The sequence below is a fragment of the Aquabacter sp. DMC10 genome (genome assembly GCF_056314145.1).
This window is the reverse complement of sequence record NZ_JBQUYX010000005.1, coordinates 190,468-215,833: the sequence shown is the minus strand read 5'-3', so window position 1 is coordinate 215,833 and position 25,366 is coordinate 190,468. Positions and strand designations below refer to the sequence as shown.

22 protein-coding genes are annotated in these 25,366 nt (G+C 67.8%); 10 read left to right on the top strand and 12 right to left on the bottom strand.

Features of this window, described 5'->3' with window-relative positions; translation table 11 throughout:
- Positions 1-11: 11 nt before the first annotated feature.
- Together ACT54L_RS15530 and ACT54L_RS15525 are read right to left on the bottom strand one after the other, a co-directional pair.
- The gene (locus ACT54L_RS15530; RefSeq protein ID WP_476086535.1) at positions 12-536 is read right to left on the bottom strand and encodes a carboxymuconolactone decarboxylase family protein; all 525 of its coding nucleotides are present in this window, start codon (positions 534-536) and stop codon (positions 12-14) included.
- A 152-nt stretch (positions 537-688) separates the two neighbouring features.
- Positions 689-1,396, bottom strand: a complete 708-nt coding sequence (locus ACT54L_RS15525) for a FadR/GntR family transcriptional regulator (protein WP_476086534.1) — start codon at positions 1,394-1,396, stop codon at positions 689-691.
- A 117-nt stretch (positions 1,397-1,513) separates the two neighbouring features.
- On the opposite strand from ACT54L_RS15525, the gene ACT54L_RS15520 reads away from it, so the two are divergent.
- From ACT54L_RS15520 to ACT54L_RS15500, 5 genes are all read left to right on the top strand, one after another.
- Complete coding sequence (locus ACT54L_RS15520) at positions 1,514-2,374, top strand: fumarylacetoacetate hydrolase family protein (RefSeq protein WP_476086533.1); 861 nt, start codon at positions 1,514-1,516, stop codon at positions 2,372-2,374.
- 99 nt (positions 2,375-2,473) lie between these two features.
- Complete coding sequence (locus tag ACT54L_RS15515; RefSeq protein ID WP_476086532.1) at positions 2,474-3,454, top strand: Bug family tripartite tricarboxylate transporter substrate binding protein; 981 nt, start codon at positions 2,474-2,476, stop codon at positions 3,452-3,454.
- Between the two features lie 5 nt (positions 3,455-3,459).
- Entirely contained in the window at positions 3,460-3,927 is a 468-nt protein-coding gene (locus ACT54L_RS15510; RefSeq protein WP_476086531.1) for a (2Fe-2S)-binding protein, read from the top strand.
- On the top strand, positions 3,924-6,032 hold the full coding sequence (locus ACT54L_RS15505; protein ID WP_476086530.1) for a xanthine dehydrogenase family protein molybdopterin-binding subunit: 2,109 nt from the start codon (positions 3,924-3,926) through the stop codon (positions 6,030-6,032). The genes ACT54L_RS15510 and ACT54L_RS15505 overlap by 4 nt, the downstream gene beginning before the upstream one ends.
- Positions 6,033-6,036: 4 nt before the next feature.
- On the top strand, positions 6,037-6,726 hold the full coding sequence (locus ACT54L_RS15500) for a molybdate ABC transporter substrate-binding protein (protein ID WP_476086529.1): 690 nt from the start codon (positions 6,037-6,039) through the stop codon (positions 6,724-6,726).
- Positions 6,727-6,772: 46 nt separating this feature from the next.
- Here ACT54L_RS15500 and ACT54L_RS15495 read toward each other — a convergent pair whose 3' ends face one another.
- The 5 genes from ACT54L_RS15495 to ruvX all read right to left on the bottom strand — a co-directional run bounded on the left by ACT54L_RS15495 (position 6,773) and on the right by ruvX (position 14,346).
- Positions 6,773-9,379, bottom strand: coding sequence for a plasma-membrane proton-efflux P-type ATPase (locus ACT54L_RS15495; RefSeq protein WP_476086528.1), 2,607 nt, complete (start codon positions 9,377-9,379; stop codon positions 6,773-6,775).
- Between the two features lie 213 nt (positions 9,380-9,592).
- The gene (locus ACT54L_RS15490; protein ID WP_476086527.1) at positions 9,593-11,926 is read right to left on the bottom strand and encodes a DUF3141 domain-containing protein; all 2,334 of its coding nucleotides are present in this window, start codon (positions 11,924-11,926) and stop codon (positions 9,593-9,595) included.
- Between the two features lie 470 nt (positions 11,927-12,396).
- Positions 12,397-12,552, bottom strand: a complete 156-nt coding sequence (locus tag ACT54L_RS15485) for a hypothetical protein (RefSeq protein WP_476086526.1) — start codon at positions 12,550-12,552, stop codon at positions 12,397-12,399.
- 77 nt (positions 12,553-12,629) lie between these two features.
- Positions 12,630-13,721 (bottom strand): alpha-hydroxy acid oxidase, encoded by a 1,092-nt coding sequence (locus ACT54L_RS15480; protein WP_476086525.1) that lies wholly within the window; start codon positions 13,719-13,721, stop codon positions 12,630-12,632.
- Between the two features lie 100 nt (positions 13,722-13,821).
- The gene (gene ruvX, locus ACT54L_RS15475) at positions 13,822-14,346 is read right to left on the bottom strand and encodes a Holliday junction resolvase RuvX (protein ID WP_476086524.1); all 525 of its coding nucleotides are present in this window, start codon (positions 14,344-14,346) and stop codon (positions 13,822-13,824) included.
- A gap of 110 nt (positions 14,347-14,456) precedes the next feature.
- On the opposite strand from ruvX, the gene ACT54L_RS15470 reads away from it, so the two are divergent.
- Positions 14,457-15,167 carry a metal-dependent hydrolase gene (locus tag ACT54L_RS15470; RefSeq protein WP_476086523.1) on the top strand — a complete coding sequence of 237 codons (711 nt, stop codon included), beginning with the start codon at positions 14,457-14,459 and terminating at the stop codon, positions 15,165-15,167.
- 39 nt (positions 15,168-15,206) lie between these two features.
- Here ACT54L_RS15470 and ACT54L_RS15465 read toward each other — a convergent pair whose 3' ends face one another.
- Positions 15,207-15,992, bottom strand: a complete 786-nt coding sequence (locus ACT54L_RS15465) for an aminotransferase class IV (RefSeq protein ID WP_476086522.1) — start codon at positions 15,990-15,992, stop codon at positions 15,207-15,209.
- Between the two features lie 3 nt (positions 15,993-15,995).
- On the bottom strand, positions 15,996-17,396 hold the full coding sequence (gene pabB, locus ACT54L_RS15460; RefSeq protein WP_476086521.1) for an aminodeoxychorismate synthase component I: 1,401 nt from the start codon (positions 17,394-17,396) through the stop codon (positions 15,996-15,998).
- Between the two features lie 171 nt (positions 17,397-17,567).
- Between pabB and ACT54L_RS15455 the strand changes: the two genes are divergently transcribed.
- The 4 genes from ACT54L_RS15455 (at position 17,568) to ACT54L_RS15440 (ending at position 21,271) form a co-directional block, all read left to right on the top strand.
- Positions 17,568-18,365: an AzlC family ABC transporter permease gene (locus ACT54L_RS15455; RefSeq protein WP_476086520.1), complete on the top strand. Its 798-nt coding sequence runs from the start codon at positions 17,568-17,570 to the stop codon at positions 18,363-18,365.
- A 38-nt stretch (positions 18,366-18,403) separates the two neighbouring features.
- Positions 18,404-18,721 (top strand): AzlD domain-containing protein, encoded by a 318-nt coding sequence (locus ACT54L_RS15450; RefSeq protein WP_476086692.1) that lies wholly within the window; start codon positions 18,404-18,406, stop codon positions 18,719-18,721.
- Between the two features lie 453 nt (positions 18,722-19,174).
- Complete coding sequence (locus ACT54L_RS15445; RefSeq protein ID WP_476086519.1) at positions 19,175-19,720, top strand: tripartite tricarboxylate transporter TctB family protein; 546 nt, start codon at positions 19,175-19,177, stop codon at positions 19,718-19,720.
- 9 nt (positions 19,721-19,729) lie between these two features.
- Entirely contained in the window at positions 19,730-21,271 is a 1,542-nt protein-coding gene (locus tag ACT54L_RS15440; protein WP_476086518.1) for a tripartite tricarboxylate transporter permease, read from the top strand.
- Between the two features lie 144 nt (positions 21,272-21,415).
- Here ACT54L_RS15440 and ACT54L_RS15435 read toward each other — a convergent pair whose 3' ends face one another.
- The 3 genes from ACT54L_RS15435 to ACT54L_RS15425 all read right to left on the bottom strand — a co-directional run bounded on the left by ACT54L_RS15435 (position 21,416) and on the right by ACT54L_RS15425 (position 25,302).
- Complete coding sequence (locus tag ACT54L_RS15435) at positions 21,416-22,795, bottom strand: DUF3100 domain-containing protein (RefSeq protein ID WP_476086517.1); 1,380 nt, start codon at positions 22,793-22,795, stop codon at positions 21,416-21,418.
- A gap of 87 nt (positions 22,796-22,882) precedes the next feature.
- Complete coding sequence (locus ACT54L_RS15430; RefSeq protein ID WP_476086516.1) at positions 22,883-24,421, bottom strand: aldehyde dehydrogenase family protein; 1,539 nt, start codon at positions 24,419-24,421, stop codon at positions 22,883-22,885.
- Positions 24,421-25,302 (bottom strand): NAD(P)-dependent oxidoreductase, encoded by an 882-nt coding sequence (locus tag ACT54L_RS15425; RefSeq protein ID WP_476086515.1) that lies wholly within the window; start codon positions 25,300-25,302, stop codon positions 24,421-24,423. The genes ACT54L_RS15430 and ACT54L_RS15425 overlap by 1 nt, the downstream gene beginning before the upstream one ends.
- Positions 25,303-25,366 lie beyond the last annotated feature (64 nt).

Below are 25,366 nucleotides of genomic sequence, written 5' to 3'. Positions count from 1 at the left end.
CGGACGCGGGCTCAGCGCTTGTCGTGGGAGTGGATCTCCAGGGCTTCCAGGAAGCGCGACACCATGTTGTAGGCGCCGATGGTGGCGGTCAGTTCCACCATCTCCCGGTCGCCGAAATGGGCCCGCACCGCGGCGAACACGTCCTGCGGCACCTGGATCTGCCGGGTCATGGCCTCCACATAGGCCAGAACCGCCCGCTCCTTGGGCGAGAAGAGGGGGCTGTCCCGCCAGCCCGCGAGGGCGTCGAGCTGTGCCTGGGGCACGCCTTCCTTCAGCGCGATGGGTACATGCTGGTCCGCCTCATAGGGCGCATTGTTGAGCTGGGCGATGCGGATGATGATGATCTCGCGCAGTCCCCCGGGCAGGACGCCCTTCTGCCGGATGGCGGTGAGGAGATTGAGCCAGCCCTCCGCCACCGGTCCGCTATGAATCAGCATCTGGTAGAGGTGAAGCAGATTGCCGCGTTCGGCGACGATCCGGTCCACCAGCGGCTTGACCTCGGGGGCTTGCGGGTCGCCATAGGGTATGCGGGCCATGATGCGGGTCCTTGGGCGTGGCTGTCGGGGGCCTTGATGCGGCACGGCCGACGGGCAGGGGGCGGGGGCATGGGCGCCGCCGCGATCAGCGGAACGCAGCCATGCCGCGCGTCTCTAAAGGGCACCGGCGCTGAAGAAAAGCCGGGCCGGGCTCACACGCCCAGCAGATTGCGGCGCACCGTGAGCAGATGCGCGGAAATGGCCGCTTCCGCCGCCGCAACGTCCCTGGCGCGCAGGGCCGCGACCATGGCGCCGTGTTCCACAGAATAGACCGCGCGCCGTTCCGCCGTGATGGTGCGCCGCTTCAGGTCGCCCCATTCGGTTCGGTCGCGCGCCTGGGTGATGGTGCCGTAGATGTCGATGATGAGCGGGTTGCGGGTGGCCTGGGCGATGGCCTCGTGCAGCGCGGCATCCCAATGCTCGAACGTCTCGAAATCCTCCGCCTGGTCGGCAGCGCGGTTGCATTGGTCGATCTTCTCCAGGTCCGCGCCGGTGGCGTTGGTGACCACCAGCGCCGCAAGCCGGGGCTCCACCACCAGGCGGGCCGCCATGATGTCCGCCGGGCTCACATCCTGGCCGGCCTGAGGGTTTATGGGTGCAGGCGCGGCCTTGGCTAAATCCGCCACATAGGTGCCGCTACCGACAATGCGCACCACCTGGCCGCGCGCTTCGAGCACCGACAGGCCGTCGCGCACCGCACTGCGGGGCACGCCCAGTTGCTCGGACAAGGCACGTTCCGTGGGCAGCTTCGCGCCCGGGGCGAAATTTCCGCCGCGAATGGCCGCGGCCAGAAAGTCATGCACCCGCGCCGACTGCTTGGCGGCGCCCTGGGGCGGGCTTATCCGTGAATGGTCAACCAATATCGCGACCCTCTGGGGAATGGTTGCTCGATTTTAGCTCTGTACAAGCAGTTCTGTCTTCATATAGTCAACCAATCCATCAATGTCCATAAATTGGTTGACCAAAGAAGCCGATCCATGAAACTGGCCACTTTTGAATATGAGGGACGCACCCAGGTGGGCGTCGTGGATGCGCAGGCCGGCACCGTTCGCCCGGTAAAGGCCGGCGGCATGCTGGAGCTGATCGCCGGCTGGGAGGTGCACCAGGAGGCGCTCGCCACCGCCGGCGCGCCCGTCGCCCTCTCGCAGGTCCACCTGCTCGCCCCGATTCCGCGCCCGAGCCGCAACATCATCTGCGTCGGCAAGAATTACCGCGAGCATGCCAAGGAGTTTGCCCAGTCCGGCTTCGAGGCGGGCGCGGTGGCGGGGGCCGAGATCGATCCCTATCCGGCCGTCTTCAGCAAGCCGCCGGCGACGGTCGTGGGCCCTGGCGCGACGGTGGAGACCCATCCCGGCGTCACCGATGCCATCGATTACGAGGTCGAACTGGCGCTCATCATCGGCAAGGGCGGGCGCAACATCGCCAAGGAGAACGCCTTCGACCACATCTTCGGCTACACCATCGTCAACGATGTGACCGCCCGCGACCGCCAGAAGAATCACAAGCAGTGGTACCTGGGCAAGGCGCTCGACACCTTCTGCCCCATGGGCCCCTGGATCACCACGGCCGACGAGGTGGACGCCACCAATCTCCAGGTCCAGTCCTGGGTGAACGGCGAATTGCGCCAGGACGCCAACACGTCCGATCTCATCTTCGACATCCCGACCCTGATCGCATTCATCTCCGGGGGTTCCACCCTGGAGCCCGGCGACATCATCGCCACCGGCACCCCCCAGGGCGTCGGGATCGGCTTCAAGCCGCCGAAATTCCTGAAGTCGGGCGACGTGGTGCGCCTTGCCATCACCGGCCTCGGCACGCTGGAAAATCCCTTCCACTGACAGGAGCGGGCGCGGCGGTCTCCCCGCCGTGCCCGCCTCTGCATCCAACGCTTCAAGAACATGCGGCCGCAAAGGCTGCGATCCCTCAGGGAGGTCCCCATGTTGAGACGCCTTGCTTGCAGCATTGCTGTCCTGTCCGCCTTCGCCCTCGCCACGCCCGCCTCGGCGCAGAATGCGGCGGCGTCCTATCCGTCTCGCGCGGTGAAGATCATCGTGCCCTTCGGCCCCGGCGGCCCGGCCGACCTTTATGCCCGTCTTGTGGGCCAGCGTCTCCAGGAGGTGTTCAACCAGCCCTTCGTGGTGGAAAACCGCCCCGGCGCCGGCTCGGTGATCGGCACGGCGGAAGCCGCCAAGTCGCCCTCGGACGGCTACACGCTGCTGATGATGTCCAACACCCAGACGGCCAATGAATCGCTCATCCGCAAGAAGCCCTATGAGCTGATGCGCGACTTCGTGGGCGTCTCGCCGGTGAATTATTCCGACCTTGTGATCGTGGTGAATCCGCAGGTGGAGGCGCGCACGCTCAAGGACTTCATCGCCTACGCCAAGGCCAATCCCGGCAAGATCAATTATGCGTCCTCCGGCCAGGGCACGCCCTACCACATGGCCACCGAGCTGTTCCGCGCCATGAGCGGCACGGACATGATCCACATCGCCCACAAGAACAGCGGCGATGCCCGCAACAATGTCATCGGCGGGCACGTGCAGATGATGATGGACGCGGTGACCACCATGGCGCCCATGGTGCAGGCGGGGAAGGTGATCGCCCTTGCCACCACCGGCCCCACGAGGTCCACCGTGCTGCCCAACGTGCCCACCGCCGAGGAGGCCGGCCTGCCCGGCTACCAGGCGTCCATCTGGCTCGGGTTCATGGCCCCCGCCGGCACGCCCCGCGAGATCGTGGACAAGCTGAATGCCGAGATCGTCAAATATCTCAGCAATCCCGACCTCAAGATCGACTGGGGCAAGTCGGGCGCCGTGCCGATGATTATGACGCCCACCCAGTTCGACGACTATCTGAAGGCGGACATCGCCCGGTGGCGGGGCGTGGTCGAGAAGTTCAACATCACGGCCGAATGAAACCGATGGCCGCGCACGTCCTCCATGTGAATGGCGCGGATCGGCCCGTGGAGGCCGATCCGCAGGCCACCTTGCTCAGCGTGCTGCGGGGCGCGCTGGGGCTGTCCGGTCCCCGCTTCGGCTGCGGTGAGGGGGAGTGCGGAGCCTGCCGCGTGCTGGTGGACGGCGCGTGCGTCACCTCCTGCGACACCCCGCTCTGGGCGGTGGAGCGCAAGGCGATCACCACCCTGGAAGGGCTGGGCGATGAACGGACCCCCCATCCGCTCCAATCCGCCTTTCTGGCCGGGCAGGCCATGCAATGCGGCTATTGCGTCTCTGGTATCATCATGACGGCCGCGGCGCTGCTGTCGTCCAATCCCGATCCCACCGAAGACGAGGTGCGCCAGGCCCTCGCCCGCAATCTGTGTCGGTGCGGGGCCCATAACCGCATGGTGCGGGCGATCCTGACGGCGGCGGTGGAGATGCGTCCATGACCGGCCCGACGCTGCCCGGAAGCCTGCGCACCAATCCCACCCTTGGCCGCTGGCTGCGCCTGACCGAAAAGGGCGAAGTGCACGTGAGCCCCGGCAAGGTGGAGATTGGCCAGGGCATCCTGACCGCGCTCGCCACCATCGCCGCCGATGCGCTGGAGGTGGATCGCGCCCGCATCCGCATGGTGCCGCCGAGCACTGCCCACAGTCCCGACGAAGGCGTGACCTCCGGCAGCCTGTCGGTGCAGGACAGTGGCCGCGCCTTGCGTCATGTGGGCCGTGAGGTGCGCCATCTTCTGGTGGAGAAGGCGGCCGCGCGCATGGGCGTGCCGCCCGAGGCATGCCGGGTGGAGGACGGCATCGTCCGGGGGCCGGGCAATGCCCATGTGAGCTATTTCGAGCTGGCTGCCGATCTTTCCCTCGACCGGCCGGCGACCCCCGACGGCGGTGGTCCTTCGCCCGAGACTGCGCACGCAAACGGGGACCTGCCGCGCCTCGACATCCCCGACAAAGTCTTCGGCCACGCCCGCTTCATCCACGACCTCCGCCTGCCCGGCATGCGCCATGGCCGTGTGGTTCGCCCTTTGCGGTCCGGCGCCCGGCTGCTGGACGTGCCAGACCTCGGCAATCTTTCGTCGGACGTTCAGATCGTCCGCGATGGCAATTTCCTGGGTGTTGTGGGGGGCACCGAGGAGCGCGTCGATCGCGCCGCCGCTCGGCTGAAGGCGCGGGCCGTCTGGGAAGGGGGCATCGACCTTCCCGACGAGAACGACCTGGACGGCTGGCTGCGTTCCGCCCCCTGCGAGACCCTGCTGGTGGACCAGCGGGAAGGTCCCCCCGGAGCTGATGTGGCGCGGACGCTGACGCGCCGCTTTTCCCGCCCCTTCATCGCCCATGCCTCCATCGCGCCCTGTTGCGCGCTGGCGCGCTGGGACGGGGACCGGCTGGAGGTGTGGAGCCACAGTCAGGGCATCTTCATGCTCCGCGCCGATCTCGCCCGCACTTTTTCATTGGCGCCGGACCAAGTCGTAGTGAACCATGCGGAGGGCGCGGGTTGCTACGGCCATAACGGTGCCGACGACGTGGCGCTCGACGCCGCGCTTCTCGCGCGGGCCTGCCCTGGCGCTCCGGTGCGCGTGCAGTGGGCGCGGGAGGACGAACTGGCCAACGCCCCGTTCGGTGCGGCGATGGCGGTTGAGATCGGCGTCGACCTTGATGCGGACGGCGAGGTCGTCTCCTGGCGCCATGATGTCTGGAGCAATGGCCACAGCTTGCGGCCGGGCCGGGCGGCGACGCCCACCTTGCTGGCGGCGAGCGAGATGGCGGCAGGCTTTCCCCGGCTGGTCTCCATCAACATGCCGCTGTCCACCGGCGGCGGCGCCGACCGCAACGCCGTGCCGCTCTATGATTTCCCCGATTGGCGCATCACCAATCATCGGCTCTTGACCATGCCGGTGCGCACTTCGGCGCTGCGGGCGCTGGGGGCGTTCGCCAATGTCTTTGCCATCGAGCAGGTGATGGATGAACTGGCCGGCGCGCGCGGCGAAGACCCGCTGGCCTTCCGCTTGCGCCACCTGAAGGACCCCCGCGCCCGCGCCGTGCTGCACGCGGTGGCGCGTCGCTCGGGCTGGCCTACGGGCCAGGGCGCGGGAGACGGCACGGGGCGCGGCCTGGCCTTTGCCCGCTACAAAAATACGGGCGCCTATTGCGCCGTGGTGGCGGATGTCCAGTGCGAGGAGGAGGTGCGCGTGCGGCGCCTGACCATCGCGGTGGACGTGGGCGAGGTCGTCAGCCGCGACGGCGTCCTCAACCAGATCGAGGGCGGCGCGGTCCAGGCCACCAGCTGGGCCTTGAAGGAAGCGGTGCGGTTCGATCGCGAGGCGATCACCTCCCGCGCCTGGGCGAGCTATCCCATCCTCACCTTTGCCGAGGTTCCGGCGGTCGACATTGAGATCTGCGCCACAGCCGGCACGCCGTCCCTCGGGGCGGGCGAGGCCTCGCAGGGGCCGACGGCGGCCGCCATCGCCAATGCCGTGTTCGATGCCATCGGCGTGCGAGTGCGACACATGCCCATCACGCGCGATGCCATCCTTTCAGCCATGGAGTGATCCCGTGTCGAGTTTGCGCGTTTTGAGCGGCGGTGCCGCCCATGGGTTGGTGAAGCGCCTCGCCCCTGCCTTCCAGGAAAAGACCGGGCTGTCCGTGGATGGGGAATTCGGCGCCGTGGGAGGCATGGCCACGCGCTTCCGCGAGGGCGATCCGGCCGACTTCCTGATCCTCACCCGCGCCCTCATCGAGGCGCTCGCCGCCGAGGGCCGTGTCGTGGCCGCCAGCATCACCGATGTGGGGCGCGTCGCCACCTGCGTCGCCGTGCCCGCTGGCCAGTCCCACCCCGATGTCCACACGCCCGAGGCCCTGAAGGCCGCCTGGCAGGGCGCGGAAAGCCTCTATGTGCCGGACATGGTGAAGTCCACCGCCGGCCAGCACGTGGCCAAGGTGCTGTCCCTGCTGGGTCTGGCCGAGGAGATGGCGCCCCGCATCCGCGAGTTCCCCAATGGCGCCACCGCCATGGCCGCCCTAGCGGCCGCCGGGACACCGGGCGCCTTCGGCTGCACCCAGGCCACCGAAATCCTCGCCACCGACGGCCTCGACGTGATCGGCGAACTGCCCGGGCCGCTGGCGCTGACCTCCATGTATACGGCGGCGGTGGCGCTCGCGAGCCCCCGCGGCGCCGAGGCGGCCGACTTCATCGCCACTTTGGCCAGCGCCTCCATCCGGGAAGACTTGGGCTTCTCGGTGTGAGCGGCCGGGCCGGTGCGTGCGGGGCGCACCGGCCCGTTTTCGCCGGTCAGCCCGGCCCGACGGGACCGAGGGGGGCGTCGATGAGGCTGCGGGTGCGCTCGCGCCGCTCCACGACCTGGAAGTAGGCCAGCTTCACCACGTCCATGATGAGCGTCCAGGCGAGGCAATAGACCCACACCACGCCGATGAGCAGCCAGGGCAGGGCCGGCATGAAGAGGCCGTAGGCGCACATGAGGATGGCGAAGACCTGCGTGCCGAAGATCGCCGCCAGCACCGGCCAGCTGGGATACGGCGGCTTGAACAGCGTGCCTTGCACCCGCGACACGAAGAAGAGGAGATGCCCCCCGGCGGCCAACTGAAGGAACAGCATGGTCTGCACATGGGGCAGGTCCATGGGCAGGATGGCGGTCAGCTCCGGGCTGCGCATCCAGAACATGCCGAGCATGACGATGCCGAAGCTCTGCACCAGCGCCATCAGCCCCATGATGGAGGAGAAGGAGATGATCCGGTGCATGTTCCAGCGCACCGGCCGGTCCTGAACCTTCACATTGTCATAGGCGATGGTCATGATCGGGATGTCGTCCAGCAGAGCCTGGAACACGATCATGATCGCGGTGAGCGGCATGAAGTCGTAGACGAGATAGACCAGCACCACCACCAGCATGATGTTGATGGTCATGGCGATGCGGTAATAGATATAGCTGGTGATGCGCTCGAAGATCGCGCGCGCTTCCATGATGGCATGGATGATGGTGGACAGGCCGGGGGCGGTGAGGATCAGCGCCGCGGCTCCGCGCGCCGCGTCGGTGGCCCCGCTCACCGCCACGCCGCAATCGGCCTGCTTGAGGGCGGGCGCATCGTTCACGCCGTCGCCGGTCATGGCGACGATGTGGCCACGCTCCTGCAAGGCCTTCACGATGGCGAACTTGTGCTCGGGGAAGACGCGGCCGAAGCCATCGGCCACCTCCACCGCGCGGGCGGTGTCGATGGCGATATGCTCGGGGCTCTCGTCCCGCCCGAATACGTCGCTGGCCACCAGAAGCCGGTCGCCAAGCCCCAATTGCCTGGAAATCTCGCCACCAATGGCCACGTCGTCGCCGGTGACCATCTTTACGGTCACGCCCAGTTCCTTCGCCCGCGCGATGGTGGCGGCCGCATCGGGACGGGGCGGGTCCAGCATGGGCAGGAGGCCGAGCAAGGTCCAATGGGTGCCGTCGCTGGAACGCGCGACACCGAGCGCGCGGGTTCCCGCCCGCGCGAGGCGCTCCACCGTGCCGAAATAGTCGCCGGCCGTGTCGCCCTCGGCGAGGCCGCACAAGACGGCGATGGCCTGAGGGGCGCCCTTGGCCACATGGATCAACTGGCCGTCGGGCCCCTTGTGGGTGGCGGTGGTCTTCTTATTGACCGGGTCGAAGGGGGTGAAATCCACCGGCGCGTAGCCCGCCAGCGCCTTGGCATCCACCACCGCAAGCACCGCCTTGTCGATGGCGTCCTCGCTCTGGCGCTGGGAGGCAAGGGCGGCGGCGAGCACCAGATCCTCCGGCTTGGCGTCGCCGAAGGGAACGGCCGGCTGGAGCGTCAATTGGTTCAGCGTCAGCGTGCCCGTTTTGTCCGAGCACAGGATGTCCACGCCCGCCAGTTCCTCGATGGCGGACAGGCGTGAGACGATGGCCTTCTGCTTGGACAAGGCGAGCGCGCCCAGCGCCATGGTCACCGACATAACGGCGGGGGTGGCCACCGGCACCGAGGCCACCAGCAGCACCAGCACCAATTGCACGATGGAGCCCGCATGGCTCCACTCCCAATGGCCGTCCGTCCCGATGTCCCGCCACACCTGCGCGAACACCAGCACCAGGGCCAGCGCAGCGGACAGGATGATGAGGAAGTCCCCCATCTGGATGACCGCCTTCTCCGCATGGGACTTGGCCCCCGCGCTCGCCACGAGGCGGGCGGTGCGGCCGAAGAAGGTGGCGTTGCCAGTGGCGGTGACAAGGCCCGTCATCGTGCCCTGGCGCACGATGGAGCCCGAATAGGCGCTGTCGCCCACCGCCTTGGAGACGGGGAGGGATTCGCCCGTCAGGGCCGCCTGGTCGACGGAGAGATACTTGCCTTCCACCAGCAGGAGGTCCGCCGGCAGCGTCTCGCCGCCCGCCACGCTCACCACGTCGCCGGGCACGAGGTCTGCCGTGTCGATGGTCACCCACGCCCCGTCGCGCAGCGCCCGCGCCTTCAGGGCGAGGCTCTGCTTGAGCGCGGCGAGCGCGCTGGCGGCCTTGCTGTCCTGCCAGAAGCCGACCACGGCGTTGTAGAGGAGGAGGCCCATCACCACCGCGAAGTCGGGCCAGTCGAAGCGGATGAGGGAGAGCAGGGCGGCGGCCTCGATCATCCAGGGGATCGGCCCCCAGAAATAGCCGACCAGCTTCTCCCACCGGCTCTCTTCCTTGGCCGCGATGGCGTTGGGACCGTATTTCTCCTGCCGGGTCTTCACCTGCGCGCCGGACAGTCCGGCGGGCGCGCTTTCAAGCTCCCGGAACTTGGCCGCGATGGCGGCCGCGTCGAGCCGGCTGGCATCGTGGGAGGTGGCCGCGGGCTTTGGACCTTGAGCGGCTCCCCCGCTTGCCTGGTCGCCTGGCGCCGTCAGTGTCTGTGACATGTCCGCCTCTCTTTCCCGCCGCCGCACGGCCAAGCTCGGGCATGCTCGCCCATGCCGCATGCGGTTGAATTGACGTCGCGCAACCCTCTTTGCCCGACGCGACACCCGGCTTCCGCCGCGCCGAGGCGCACGCCCTCGCCACGTCCGCGCGCGGCGGGCCTGCCGTCAGGCATGGCCGCCGGCTGGGGTGAGCGGACGGTATTGGGGGGCGGCCTATTCCGCCGCGCTGGTCAGCGCCGGCGTCCGGGCGGGCGTGGGAGCGGACCTCTCGGCGGGGACGGGGACGCCGAGGAGGTCCGCGAGGGCCTTGATGTGCTGGCGCTCCGCCACGGTCAGCGGTCCGGCGGCCTCGGCGATGACCTGGGTCTTTTCCAGGAGCAGCGCGCGGTTGGCCTGGTCCGGAACCAGGATGGTGATTGCCTTGATGGCCGCATCATATTCCAGCAGCAGAATATAGAATTGTTCCCGCACCAGTTGCTTGAAGTCGGCGAGGGGCATCTGCATCAGGTCTTCGCGCACCTCATTGACCACCCAAGCGCTGCGATCATCCAGCGACTGTTCGGCGGACATGACGAACAGGGCGGCCCGCACGAGCGCTTCGTTGAAGCCCCCCACCGGCACGCGCGCCCGGAACTCGGCGATCTTGCGCTCCCGGAAGGCCTTCTTTTCCGGCGACAGGGCAGGATATTCGCGCAGCTTCTCGCGGGGATCGATCCCCAGCGCCGCTTGCACCACCGGCGAGCCATAGATGGAGAAGAAGGCCGCCTCCACCCAGCGGTCGCGCAGGTCCCGCCAGGTGTCCAATGTGGCGATGATCTGCCCCGACACGTGCCGCTCGGCCGCCCGGAAGGGGCTGTCGTCGGCCACCGCCTTGCGGTTCGCCCGCACCTCTTCCGCCGCCGGACCCAGCGGCTTCATGAAGGGGTTGCTGTCGGCGAACATCCGGTAGCTCATGCGCAGCGGATTGGAATTGAACAGAAGGTCCGACATTTGCGGGGTGGCCAGCGCCCGCACGGCCGGCTGCAGGAAGGTGCGGTAGAGGGACAGATTGATCTGCGACAGGCGCCGCACGGCCTCGAACGCGCGGTCATCCTCAGCGCTGTTGCGGCCGTAGGCGCGGATGTCGTCCAGCGAACGGGTCTCGAAGCGGCTCTGCCAGACATGGCCGCCCGCCGCCACCTCCTCGGCACTGGCCGGCGAAATGACCAGCTCATAGAGGCCGGGGGGCAGGCAATCGATCAGGTCCACGAGCCGCACCATCTCCGCGTCTTCCTTGGCCCCCACCTTAGAGGACACGAAGATGGCGAGATGGCCGACCTTCTGGTTCATGCAATAGACGATGGTGCGGCCCTCGGCCCGGATGTCGTCCACGTCCTTGTAGAGGTCCAGGATCCAGCCGAGTGTCTGTGGCGGCGGGCTGATGTTGTCGCCCAGGGACGTGAAGACAATGATCGGCGAGGATATGTGGCGCAGGTCGAAGGAAGACCCGTCGGTGGCGCGGAGCGTGCCGCGGGTCAGCTTGTCGCCGATGAACATCTCGTCCACCAGGAACTGGATCTCCTCGCCGTTCAGGATGATGAAGTCGCCCCACCATTTCTCGAACGACAGATAGCGCGGCCCCTCCGTGTCGATGGCCGCGTACACGTCATATTGCTTGCCCCAGAGCCAGTTGGCCGGGTTCAGATTGTCGAAGTTCAGGATCAGCCAGGTGCCGTCGAACAGGCCCTTGCCCACGTCGCTGGTGAGCGCCGTCAGCCAGCTGCCGCCGAGTAGGCCGCCGGAATAGCGCATGGGATTCTTGCCATGCTCGCCCTGCCAGTAGGAGATGGGCGAGCCGGCCACCATGCAGGGACCGAAGAGGTCCGGCCGCAGCATGGCGACCATGAGCGTCTGGTAGCCCGCCTGGCAATTGCCGATGGCAAAGGGCGGGGGAACGTCCGGGTGGAGAGCCGCCACCTTCTCGAAGAAGGCGACCTGGCCTTCCACCACGTCGAGAAACGTCTGGCCCGGCTCGGGCTCGGCGGAAAAGGCGATGAAATAGACCGGATGCCCGTTGGCGAGCGCCTCACCGATCTCGCTCTCGGTCTTGAAGCCGCCGATGCCGGGGCCTTGCCCCGCGCGCGGGTCCACCACCACCACCGGGCGCCGGGTAGGGTCCACCGCCACGCCGGGCGGGGGGATGATGCGGGTGAGGGAGTAATTGATGGGGCGCGGCAAAGCATGCCCGCTGGCGATTACCTCATGATCGAAGCTGAGCACGGTCGCGGTGGGGCGGGAGGTGATTTCCTCCTGCTGGTTGCCCCGCTGGCGCATGAGATCGGCAAACAGAATGCTGCGCTGCCAAGCGTCCTGGAGATAGTCGGTGAATTGATCGCCGGGCACGCGCGGCAGAGCGGCGGCCGGAAGCGCGAAGGTCGGTGCCGCCCCTTGGGGCTTGGTCCAGGCCTCGACGAACGACTTGAAGGCGGGCAGGGCCTTCGCGGTTGGGAACCATGCGGCCGGATCAAAGGGAGAGGTGGGGGCCGAAGGGGTGTGCTGCTCGCCCATGGATCGCTCCTTGCTGGCCGGCTGCACCTGAGGCGCAGGCCAGGTTCCAAGAGGGCGACCGCGGGGCAGCGTCCGCGATGCATCAAGCCTTTCCGCGCCTGACGGGGCGAAGAAACGGCTCCATGCTCCCGTCGGCTACAAGCCTCCATCGGCCGCTCGACGGGCGGACATTAGGTGTGCTGGAACTTGGCTGCAATTACGCAGAAATACGGCAACCGCCATGCTGCAATGCATTGCCATCGAATACAGGTGGTGTCCGGCATGGACATTGTCGCCGCAGGCCGGAAACACCAGACCTGCTCATCCATTTGCATCGAAAGACGAATGTCGGCTCCGTGACGGTTTGCCGACGATGCGTTGCACCAAGACTCGGCCGTCGCACTCGGCCGGTGCGTCCGGCGCCCCGCCTGAGGGGATGGCGCGTCGGGAAAAGGGGCGGGGCGATGGGCCCGCGCCCGTCAAATGGCGGCTCAGCGGGAGGGCGGGTCCACCTTCACGCCGTTCGGCCCCACTTCGATCTGGAGCGAGCGCTCATCCTTCTCGTGCTCCTGGTAGGTCTGGTAAGCAAAATATCCGCCAGCAACCACCAGGACGGCGATGATGGCATAAAGACCGTTGCGGCTCATGGCGGAGTCTCCGTTTGTTTCGCCTTAGCAACGCACGGCCAAGCATCCGGTTCCGCGGAAAATGGCCAAGCTAAACATCATGGTGAAGGCGGCCATAAGATGCCGCGATCCACCTGCGCCAGCGTGGTGCGTCCGGTCAGGGCCATCGCCACTTCCAGTTCCGCGCGCAGGAGGTGAAGCACATGGGCCACGCCCGGTGCGCCGGCCGCTGCCAACCCGTGCAGGCAGGGACGGCCGATAAGCACCGCCCGCGCCCCGAGCGCGAGGGCCTTGAGAATGTCGGTGCCCCGGCGGATGCCGCCATCCATGAGAACGGGCACCGCCCCCGCCACGGCCTCGGCCACATAGGGCAGGGCGTCGATGGCCGCGGGCACCGTGTCCAGGATCCGGCCGCCATGATTGGAGACGATGACGCCATCCATCCCCATGTCCACCGACCGGCGGGCATCGGCGGGATGAAGAATGCCCTTCAGCACAATCGGCAGCCGGCAGACGTCCCGCAGCCACTGAAGATCGGCCCAGCCCGGCAGGGCGTCCAGCGGGCCATTGAAGACGGGCACCTCGCCCATGGCGGCGGGGGCCGGCGTGGGCAAGGGGGGCAGGCCCCTCAGATGCACCGCTTCCACGCCGGCGGGCAGACGAAATCCGGCCCTTTGCTCGCGATTGCGCAGGCTTACCGGGGCATCCACCGTCACCACCAATGCGCGGCAGCCGGCCGCCACGGCCCGCTCCACCAGATGCCGCGTGACCCTCCGGTCGGGATGCATGTAGAGCTGGAACCAGAGCGGGGCGGTCGCAGCGGCGGCGATCTCCTCCACCGTCACGCTGGCCTGGGTGCTCACCACCATGACGGCTCCCACCGCGGCTGCGCCCTGCACCGTGGCGCGCTCCCCCTCGGGATGAGCAAGGCGATGATAGGCGGTGGGCGCCACCAGGATCGGGTGGGGCAGATCGAGCCCCAGCAGGGAGAGGCGGGTATTTGCCCCCTTCACATCCGGCAGAATGCGGGGGGTAAGGCGCAGCCGGTTGAAGGCGGCGCGGTTTTCCCGCAGGGTGATCTCATCGGCGGCCCCGCCTTCCACATAGGCGCGCGTCGGGGCATCAAAGCGCTCGTGGGCGAGGCGCTCATAGTCCGCAAGGCTGACGGGAAGGACGGGCGCGCCGGCCATGGCTAAGGCCGGATGTCGCCTGTCCCGGATCGGGACGGGACCGGTGCCACCTGGAACATCGGGGGCACAAAGGGAGGGCGAATCGCAGGCGCTGCGCGGTTCATGCTTCGGTCCGGCGCACCGCCTGCTGCGCCAGGAAATCCAGAGCGCCCTGCAGGATGAAGGCCGCGGCGTGCTGATCGATCACCGCCGCCCGCTTCGCCCGGCTCACGTCGGCCTGGATCAGCACTCGCTCCACCGCGGCGGTGGACAGCCGCTCGTCCCACAGCGCGATGGGGCAAGAGGTGAGGCGGGCGAAGTTGCGGGCAAAGGCGCGGCTCGCCTGGGCGCGGGGGCCTTCCGTGCCGTCCATGTTGAGCGGCAGGCCCAGCACGAAGGCGACGACTTTACGATCCGCAGCCAGGGCGAGGAGGCGCTGGGCATCGGCCGTGAACTTGGTGCGCTTGACCGTTTCCACCACGGTGGCCAGGCGCCGATCGGGATCGCACGCGGCGACGCCAATGGTCTTGGTGCCGAGATCAAGGCCGATCAGGCTGCCGCGCGGGTCAAGAAGGGGCGCGAGGTCCGCGAGCGGGACGACGGGGGCCGGTGGCGCGGAGGGCGGCGGAACATTCTGATCGGACATAGCCTTGGCTAGCATGGATGGCGCACACCCGCCACCGGGCGAGATCCGTTGCGCCGCCGCCAACCTTTCGGCATGCTCCGGCCGCCGTTCACCACCGAAAGAGGCACCTCATGAAAATTACCTGGTTCGGCCACGCCGCGTTCCGCCTGGATTTCGCGGACAAGGTGGTGCTCTTCGACCCCTTCTTCACCGGCAATCCGGCCTTCGTGAGCGACAAGGCCAAGGCCGCCGAGGGCGTGACCCACATCCTGCTCACCCACGGCCATGGCGACCATATCGGCGACACGGTGGCCATCGTGAAGGCGGCCGAGGCGGAAGGACGCAAGGTGAAGGTGGTGGCCAATCCCGAAGTGTGCGCCCATCTGGGCGGGGAAGGCCTCAGCGCGTTCGAGATGATGAACACCGGCGGCACGGTGGATATGGGCGGCTTCACCGCGACGTTCGTACGCGCGGATCATTCCTCGGGCGGCGGCGGCGCCAATCCCACCTATCTCGGCAATCCCAACGGCATCCTCGTCAAGGCGCCGGGGGAGCCCACCGTCTGGCACCTGGGCGATACCGATCTCTTCTCCGACATGGCGCTCATCAGCGAAATCCATGCCCCTGACGTGGCCTTCGTGCCCATCGGCGATCGCTTCACCATGGGGCCGGCCACTGCGGCCCTGGCGGTGAAGCGCTTCATCACCGCCAAGACGGTGGTCCCCTGCCATTATGCGACCTTCGGCTTGCTGATCCAGGACCCCGCCCCCTTCGTGGAGGCGCTCAAGGACAGTCCGGTCAAGGTGGTGATCCCGCCAAAAGGCGAAGCCTTCACCGCCTGACGGCGGCGGACCACGGCCGGCCGGCGCATGCGCCGGCCCTCACCGCAGGGCTTCCCGCAGCCGCTCGGCCAAGGCCTGCGAGGGCAGCGTGCGGTCGTCAATGGCCTGCACCGACCGGATGCCGAGGCTGGAGGTGAGGAAGGCCTCCTCGGCCTTCATCAGGTCCGCCGGGGTCAAGGGCCGTTCGCGCCCGCCCGCCGCCAGCACCTCTTGCCGGAGGATGCCGGGCAGGGCGCCCTCCACCACGGGGGGCGTCACCAGATGGCCGTCAAGCATGACGAACAGATTGGCATAGGTGCCTTCCGCCACGCGCTGCTGCGTGTTCAGCAGCAGAGCATCGTCATAGCCGCGCTCCGCCGCCTCCTGGCGCGCCAGGATGTTATCCAGATAGTTCAAAGACTTGATCCGCGACAGCGGAGACAGCTCGTTGCGGCGCGTGCCCTGGCACACGCACAGCCTTGCGGGCGGCAAGGGCGCGGGGCGCGGCGCGGCGGTTATGACCAGGGTGGGATGGACATCCGCGGGGGGCAGGATGCCCCGAGGGCCCGTTCCCCGGCTGACCGTCAGGCGCACCACCGCCTCCGACAGGCCGTTGGCGTCCAACAGGGCCGCGATGGCGGCGCCCATGTCCAGGTCCGGCAAGTGCAGCCTCAGCACCCGCGCGCCCTCCCTGAGCCGGGCGAGATGCCCGTCCAGGCGCAGCACGCTTCCTCCGCTCACCTTCATGGTCTCGAACAGCCCGTCGCCCAAGGTGAAGCCGCGATCCTGGGGCGAGATGGCAGCGGCGCTAGCGTCCGCCAGTGTCCCGTTCAGCCAGATCTTCATGGATCACCCTCCAGGGGCGGGGCCGGCGACGGCGCGCAGGAGAGGGGCGATCTTGACCATGCTCTCCTCATATTCGGCCGCCGGATCGGAATCGGCGACGATGCCGCCGCCGGCCTGGGCGATCACCGTGTCGCCGAGGCGCACGAGGGTGCGGATGACGATGGACGAATCCATGGCCCCGTCAAACCCGATCCAGCCGATGGCACCGCAATAGGTGCCGCGCGGCGCCGGCTCCAGTTCGTGGATGATTTCCATGGCCCGGATCTTGGGCGCGCCGGTGATGGACCCGCCCGGGAATGTTGCCCGCAGCAGGTCAACGGGCCCCAGCCCGGGCCTGAGGCGCGCCCGCACCACAGACACCAGATGATGGACGGAGGCGAAGGTTTCCAGCCCGTTGAGCACGGGCACGTCCACGCTGCCCAATTCCGCCACCCGCCCCAGATCATTGCGCATGAGATCAACAATCATCAGGTTTTCCGCCCGATCCTTTGGGCTGGCGAACAGGTCCGCCGCCAGGGCGGCGTCCTGCTCTGGATCGGCATGGCGAGGCCGCGTCCCCTTGATGGGCCGTGTCTCCACCCAGCGGTCGGCGGACAGGGACAGGAAGCGCTCCGGCGATGCGCTTGCCACCGCCATGGTGCGCCCGCAGGTGAGCAGGGCGGCAAACGGGGCCGGCGAGAGCGCCCGCAGGCGGGCGTAGAGGCCGCGATCGGACAGGCCACCGGGCATGGGCGCGGTGAAGCGCTGGGTGATATTGGCCTGGAAGATGTCGCCAGCGCGGATATAGGCGATGGTGCGGGCGATCCGCTCTTCCATGGCGGCCCGGTCCAGGTCCGCCTGCCAGATGCTTTGCGGACCCCAGTCCGGCGGCGAGGGGGTCTCGCTGGCGCCCGACATGCGGTGCAGGAAGCCGTGGGCACGCATGGCGGCACGGCGGGCGCGGGCCATGGGGTCGGTTTCCGGCGCTCCGCTGGAAATCACATAGGCCTTCTCGTCCAGATGGTCGAAGGCGATCACGGTGTCATAGAGCCCCATGACCATTTCCGGCTGGCCGGGCCCGAGAAGGCGCGGAACCGGCAAGCGCTCCAAGTGGCGGCCCAGTTCATAGCCGAGGAAGCCCACCGCCCCGGTTCGGAAGGGCACGGGGCAAGGCCCCTCCGGGGCGGGCACGGCAGCCAGCTCCCGTTCCAGCACGGTGAACGGGTCCCCCTTTACCGGCTGGCCATCCACCACCACCCCGCGGGCGCCGGCGACGATCAGGCGGTAGGGCTCGGCGGCGATGTAGGAATAGCGCCCGCGCGGCCCGTCCGGCGCGCAGCTCTGCAGCAGGGCCGCGACCGGCTCATCCGCGAAGGCCTCAAAGGCCGCGGCAGGATCCATGTAGGCGATGGGAACGACGCGCACGTGTCAAAACTTTTTCCCGAGAAGGAGACTTGGTTCTAAAATGCCGGACGGCGCGGGGGAAGCGCTTTCGGCATCGGCCGGGGCGCCAAGCGCGGGCCTGCGATGTCGGCATGAGGTCGGGTAAAGCCCTGCGCCTCCCGGAGGTTCAGCCCCGGTGCGGACGATGCTAGCTTGCGCGCGAAACGTCATTTCGAGACCTCGACCGTGACCATTGCCCAGCCGCCGGTATCCGGCGACCCGGCCGGATCCGTGATGCCGGCAACGCGCGGGGCCTTCTGGTGGTTCGTGCACGGCGCGCGCCAAGCCATTTCCGTGCCGGGCATCGTCCTGTTCGCCGGCTATGTGGGCTATGGCGGCCTGCTCCATGGGGTCGGCTTTCCGCTCTTCGCCGGGGTGCTGTCCACCTTCTTCATCTGGGCCTTGCCCGGCCAGGTCATCATGATCGGCGGCCTTGTCACCGCCACCGCCTTGCCGGCGGTGGCGCTCGCCGTCGGGCTGTCCTCCATCCGTCTGCTGCCCATGGTGGTTTCCATCGCGCCCCTGATGCGCGGACCCCGGCGGAGCGTGTGGAAGGACCTCCTGTGCGCCCATTTCGTCGCGATGACGCTCTGGGTGGAAGGCCAGCGGCTCCTGCCCCATGTTCCGGTGACGGGACGGACGCCCTTCGTGCTGGGCTTTGGCTCCTTGCTTCTCGCCGTGAGCATGACCGGCACGGCAAGCGGCTTTGTGCTGGCCGGTGAGCTGCCGGCGCCGATGGCGGCGGCGCTTCTCTTCATGACCCCCATGTCGTTCACGCTGATGCTGATTCGCGGCGCACGCGACACCACCGACTGGCTGGCCCTGGGGCTAGGCACGCTTACAGCGCCCTTCGTGGTGGGCATGAGTGGCGGGGCGGACCTGATGATTACCGGCTTCGGCGGCGGCACCCTTGCCTATCTGGTGGGCCGGTGGTGGAGGGGGCGGCGGTGAGCTATCCCTTTAGCAACGAATGGACCGCCATTCTGGTGATGCTCCTGGTTGGGTTCCTGCCCACCGAGATCTGGCGTTCCCTGGCGGTCATCGCCGGCCGTCGGGTGCAGGAAGGCAGCGAAATCTTCATCTGGGTGAAGGCCGTTGCGACGGCCCTGCTGGCGGCGGTGATCGCCCGCCTTATTTTGATACCGACAGGCGCCCTGGCGGATATTCCGCTGGCTCTGCGCCTGGGCTGTGTCCTGGCTGGAATCGCCTGCTTCCTGGTCTTTCGCCGGTCCATTCTGGCGGGGGTGGTGGCAGGGGAGGCCGTGCTGATCGGCGGGGCGGTCTGGCTCACCCACCAGGGCGTGTGAGCGGCCCGGCACTCCAGATTGCCCGTGGCCGCACAGGCGCCCATGCCGCGTGGGGCGCAATGATGGCGCCCCCCACCCCAAACTGACCTCCATCACCTGAAACGGGCGGATGGACATTCCGTCCCTGGCCGAACCGCGCCCGCGACGTGCTGGCTTCGGCCTATGCTGCAGTGCCGCAGTATTGATTGGTGCAGCGCACGCGCCATGATCGTGCTTGACATCTGGTGGCAATAAAAATCATGTAATCGCAGACATAAGCGGTATTAAATATGCCGCTGCGTCATGTATTGGCCGTCGCGCGAATCTATTAAAAACATACCTGATGTTGACCTGACGTTATTACCCTGCGGAATACGCTTGGTAAGCTAATGTTTGGGGTAGTGTTGTTGCGATGGGCCGTTTCAGGTCGCCAAAAATAAGAAAAAACGGCAATTCGGGAAGGAAGCGTAATCCATGTCGACCCCAATCATTGGGCCTAAGGACGGGAAGGGGTCTGCGCATGCAGAGCAGACCGATCCTCGTGCCGATGCCGTCATCCGGCATTTTCTCACCTGGCGGGATCTTTATGGCGGCGTGCTGCTGCTGTTGATGGGGATCGGCGCCGTGGTTGAGGGATTCTCCCACCCGGTGGGCAACCTCTTCCGCATGGGAACGGGCTATTTCCCCATCATCCTGGGCGTCGCCCTCGCCGCCATTGGGGCGGCCATCGCCATCGGCACCGTGCTGAAGGGCGGCGGCTCCACGGAGATGGAGCCGGGCGAGCATTTCCACTTGCCGGATGTCCGGGGGTTCGTGGCCATCGTCGGCGGCATCCTGGCCTTCATCGGCTTTGCCGAATTCGTGGGATTTGCGCCGGCGACCTTCGCCTTGGTGTTCATCTCGGCCATGGGCGACCGCACCATGACGGTCAAGGCCGCCCTGGTCCTGGCAAGCATCATGACGGGCGTGCTGATCGGGCTGTTCTGGTACGCCCTTCAGATCCCCCTCAAGCTGTGGTGAGGGCGGACCATGTTCACGGCTCTGACTGATCTCTACCACGGCTTCGGCGTCGCGCTTCAGCCGGAAAACCTGCTCTGGTGCTTTGTTGGCGTGCTGTTTGGCAACGTGGTCGGCGTGCTGCCGGGCATGGGCGTCATGGCGGCCATCTCGGTGCTGCTTCCGCTCACCTTCGCCATGAAGCCGGTTGCGGCCATCCTCATGCTGGCCGGCATCTATTACGGCGCCCAATATGGCGGCGCCATCTGCTCCATCCTTTTGAACCTGCCGTGCCATCCCCCGCATGCGGTCACCTGTCTCGACGGCTATCCGTTGACCAAGCAGGGCCGGGGCGGCGTGGCGCTGGGCGTGACCATGATCTCGTCCTTCGTGGGGGCCTCCTTCGGCATCATCGAGATGATCTTCTTCGCGCCCTTCCTGGTGGGGGTGGCGTTGAAGTTCGGGCCGGCGGACATCTGCTCCCTGATGCTGCTCGGCTTGCTGGCGGGGGCGACCCTGGCCAAGAGCTCGCCCCTGAAGGGCGTGGCCATGACGGTGCTCGGCCTGCTGCTGGGCATTGCCGGCACGGACGTGAATACGGGCGAGCCCCGCTTCACCTTCGGCATCACCGAAATGATGGACGGCATCGAGATCGTGGCGCTGGCGCTGGGCATCTTTGGCGTCGCCGAATTCCTGAAGAGCGTCAATCGCGTCGCCAAGGTCTCCACCAAGGACAGCAAGATCAGCCTGTCCGATATGCGCCCCACCAAGGAGGACATGAAGCTGGCCTTCCCGGCCATGATTCGCGGCACGCTGATCGGTGCCTTGTGCTCTCTCATCCCCGGCACCGGGCCGACCATCGCCTCCTTCGTGTCCTATTCCACGGAAAAGAAGATCTCGAAGACCCCGCACCGCTTCGGCCACGGGGCCATCGAGGGCGTGGCCTGCCCGGAGGCGTCCACCCACTCTTCCGTGCAGGGCGACTTCATCCCCACCATGAGCCTGGGCATTCCCGGCGATGCTGTCATGGCGCTGATCCTCGGGGCGCTCATCATCCAGGGCATCACGCCGGGGCCGCAGCTCATCTCCGATCACCCGGACATTTTCTGGGGCCTCGTCGCCAGCTTCTGGATCGGCAACATCCTGCTGGTGATCCTCAACGTGCCCATGATCGGCATCTGGGTGAAGCTGCTGTCCATCCCCTACAAGTATCTCTATCCCAGCGCGCTGTTCTTCATCTGCATCGGTGTCTACAGCGCCCAGAACGATCTGTTCGCGGTGGTGGAGACGCTGGCGATCGGCCTTGGCGGCTATGTGCTGCTCCAGCTCGGCTTCCATCCCGCGCCGATCATGCTCGGCTTCGTGCTGGGGCCGCGCTTCGAGGAGACCTTCCGTCGGGCCATGCTGATCTCGCGCGGCGATCTCATGACCTTCGTGGAGCGTCCCATCAGCGCCGCCTTCCTGCTGCTGGCGGTGATCCTGATCGGTGCCCAGGTCTATTTCCGCCTGCGCAAGACGGAACGGCCGCTGCTGACCTCGCCGCAGCCGCGGCCCTATGGCGAGATGCTGGAATAATCCCGTCCCATCCCCGGACGCCTGCGCGGCCCCGCTTCGACAACGAGGCGGGGCCGTTTGCTTTCGGGCCGAGAACAGCCCGTGGAAAGAAAAAGGCCCGCGCCTGAGGGCGCGGGCCTATGCCTTCCGCGATGCCGATCTGTCTCAGATCGGGGTGTGCATGAAGAATTGGGCAATCAGGGCCGCGCCGATGAAGGTGCCCGCATTGGCCATCAGGGACACCACCACGATCCGCCAGCCCAGGCGCCGGAACAGCGGCACATCCTTGGCGATGGACAGGCCCGCAAAGGCCAGTATGGGGGTGGCCAGCGCCAGGAAGTTGATCTTGCCGGTGAGCGCGGCGATGTCGGCCGCCCATGGATTGGCCGGATAGGTCAGCGCCATGCCGATCACCGACACCCACACCACCGCCGGCAGCTTGCGGGCGGTCGCCAGATAAAGCCCCCAGCCCGCCAGCACGACCCCCAGAATGATGGCCATGCCGGCAATCACCTGCCCGTCCACCGGCGTCTTGTAGGTGATCCAGTTGCCGATGAGGCCATAGGCGCCGATCAGCACCCAGCCGGCCAGGATGGCGAGGAGACCCAGGCGCACCTCGCCATGCGGGGCCTCGGTGGGGGCTGCCGCCTCCGGCGCCGAGGCGATGCTGCGGCCGCGCCCGAGGATCGGTTCCAGCTTGCCATAGGCCCAGATGGTGAAGGGCAGCGAAAGGAACAGGGTGAAATAGGTGCCGATGGTGGTGGTGATGAGGTTGCTCGCCGCCGCGAAGGTGGCGACATCCTTGGCCATTTCCGGGGTCTGCTGAGCGGCGATGGCGCCGGCCGCCGCGGCCATCATGCTGCCCGAGCCGACGCCCGCACCCATGGCCAGCGCCAGGGGATTGAAGATGTTCAGGCTGGCCACCAGGCTCGCCAGGATGGCGATGAAGACCGCGCCGAACACGGTGCCGGTGATGTATTCCGCCAGCACCCCGCGCCCTTCCGGGCTGTCCATGCCGAAGCGCTCGCCGATGATGGCGAGGCTCGGCTCGCGGCCCACCGAGAAGGTGGCGCCGATGGCTTCCCGCTTGATGCCCAGAAGCAGCGCCACCGGCAGGCCGAACACCATGGTGCCGAAGAAATGGCCGAATTCCTGGAACACGAGGGACCAGCCCGCCGACAGGATCTTGGGAACAGAGCCGCCCACAAGCAGGCCCAGCTTGGCGATGAAGAGCATCAGGGCCGGCTGGAGGAAGGCCGAGGCGAGGCGCTGCTCCGCCAGCGACACCTTCAGCGCACCCGGCAGGCGCGGGGCGGCAAGGCCGATGGCGGCGCCCGCCAGCAGCGCCCAGAGCAGCGGCAGCAGCACGATCTTGCTGGAGCCGAGCGGGATGGTGACATTGCCGATGCCCTCGGCAATCAGCACTGCCGCCAGCGCGAACAGGAACAGGCGCACGCGCCCGCTCATGCCCGCGGGCGCCTCCATGTCATCCAATGCCAGTCCTGGTGGCGACACGTTTCGTGCCTCGACCGATGCTCCGCTCATGATGCTGCTCCCCTGAAGATCGAGTGTCCATGCTGGAAGGCGAAGCCCCGGTGCACCCCGGGGCTGTTTTTTGAAGGCGTCCCGACGTCAGCCCACGTATCCGAAGGCGACGCCGGGCTTTTCGGCGGTCTCCACCCACACGCTCTTGGTCTGGGTGTAGGCCATGAGCGCCTCGCGGCCCGACGAGCGGCCAAAGCCCGAGCGGCCAAAGCCGCCGAAGGGGGAGGCGACGTTGATGGTCTTGTAGCCATTGATCCAGAAGGTGCCGGCGCGCACCTGCGCGGCCACCCGGTGGGCGCGGCCCACATCCTGCGTCCACACCGCGCCGGCAAGGCCATAGGGCGTGGCATTGGCGAGCGCGACGGCTTCCGCCTCGTCCTCGAACGGCAGCACGGTCAGCACCGGGCCAAACACTTCCTCGCGGGCGATGGCGGCCTCGCGGGTGACGCCGTCGACGATCGTGGGGGCGTAGAAGAAGCCCCCCGTCGCCTTCAGCTCATCCGGGCAGGCGCCGCCCGCCGCCAGATGCCCGCCGGCCGCCACCGCCGCGTCCACCATGCCCGAGATCTTGTCGAGCTGCCGGCGGTTGTTGATGGGGCCGATCTGGGTGGCCGGATCGGTGGGAAGGCCGGTGGGGATGCGCTTGGCGGCGGCGGCGAGCCGCCCCACGAACTCGCCATGGATGGAGGCGTGCACCAGGAGGCGCGAGCCGGCGACGCAGCTCTGGCCGGCGCCGCCGAAAATGGCCGCTTGCGCGCCGAGGATGGCGCGGGAGAGGTCGGCATCGGCAAACACGATATTGGCCGACTTGCCGCCCAGCTCCAGCACCGAGGGCACGATGGCCCGCGCGGCGGCAGCGGCAATCTGCGCCCCCGCCTCGGCCGAGCCCACGAACACCACGAGGCGGGTCTCGGGGTGGGCGACGGCAGCGGCGCCCGTGGTGGGGCCGGCGCCGGCCAGCACATTGACGAGGCCGGCCGGGACGCCCTCGGCACGGGCGCAGAGCATGCCCAGCGCCAGAGAGGTGAGGGGAGTCAGCTCGGAGGGCTTCAGCACCACCGCATTGCCGGCGCAGATGGCGGGCGCGATCTGCCAGCCGGCGGTGAAGATGGGGGCGTTCCAGGGGGTGATCTGCACCACCGTGCCGAAGGGCTCGGCGCGGGTGTAATTCAGGTGCGAGGTGGGGACGGGAATGACCTCGCCGTGGAGCTTGTCGCACCAGCCGGCATAATATTCGAACATCTCCGCCACCTTGGCCACCTCGCCGCGGGTGTCGCGGATGGGCTTGCCGGCGGAGAGCGTCTCAAGCTCGGCCAGCGCCTCGGCATTCTGGCGGACCAGTCGGGCGATCTCCCACATGGCCCGGCCCCGCGCGGCGGCGGTCATGCCCCACCAGGCGGCCTGGCCCTTGCGGGCAGCGTCCATGGCGGCGTCGACCACCGGGGCGCCGGCATCGGCGAAGCCGGCGAAGACGCGGCCATCGGCGGGGTTGGTCAGGTCGAGGGCGGCGCCGGTACCGGCGAGCACCTCGCCCGCCACCACCGAGCCGATGCGCCCTTCGGGAAGGAAGCCGGCGAGGATGGCGAGGGCGCGGCGCGCCCCTTCGGAGTGATGAACCTCAAGCATCAGGCGGCATCCTTGGCGCGATAATCGGCCATGCGGGTGAAATCGGCGGTGTCGGGAATGGAGGTGCGGGTGGCGCCCCAGATTTCGCCCGCATGGGCGCACAGGGGCAGGCTCACGCCGGTCTCGGCGGCCAACTCAAGGGCCAGGCGCACATCCTTGCGCATGAGGCCGGCGGAAAAGCCGCTGTCGAAGGTGTTGGGCAGCACCCAGCGGGGGAACATGACCTCGCTGACCGCGCTGCGGCCGCTGGCCGTGTTCACCACCGCAATGGCCTCCTGGGCGGAGAGGCCGGCTGCCTCCGACAGGCGCATGGCCTCGCCCATGGCCACCAGATGGGCGGCCACCAGCATGTTGTTGACGAGCTTGGCCACATTGCCCGCGCCCGAGGGGCCCACATGGATGGCCTTGGCGGACAGAGCGGAGAGCACCGGCTCGGCCAGCGCGAAATCCTCAGCCGCGCCGCCCACCATCATGGTGAGGGTGCCCTGCGCCGCGCCGGAGGGGCCGCCGCTGACCGGGGCGTCGAGGAGCGCATGGCCGGCCGTAGCGAGGCGGGCCGCAAGACGGCGGGTGGTGGCGGGATCGGAGGTGGAGGTGTCGATGACCACAACCTTCCGGTCGCGGCGTTCCAGAAGATCGCCGTCGGTGGTGAGCACCTGCTCCACGTCGCGGGCGAGGGGGAGGGAGCAGACGATGGCGTCGGCGGACGACAGGATGTCGGAAAGGGTGGTCGTGAAGCGAATGCCGGCCGCCTCGGCGGGCGCCCGCCGGGTCTCGCTGATGTCGAAGCCGATGACCGTGAAGCCCTTGCCCGCCAGGGTGGCGGCCATGCCGAGGCCCATATTGCCGAGGCCGATGACCCCGATCTGTTCCATGTTCATGAGAAGGTCCGTCGTTTGCCTGATCGACGGATCTCAAGAATCAACCGTTGCAACAAGAATGACT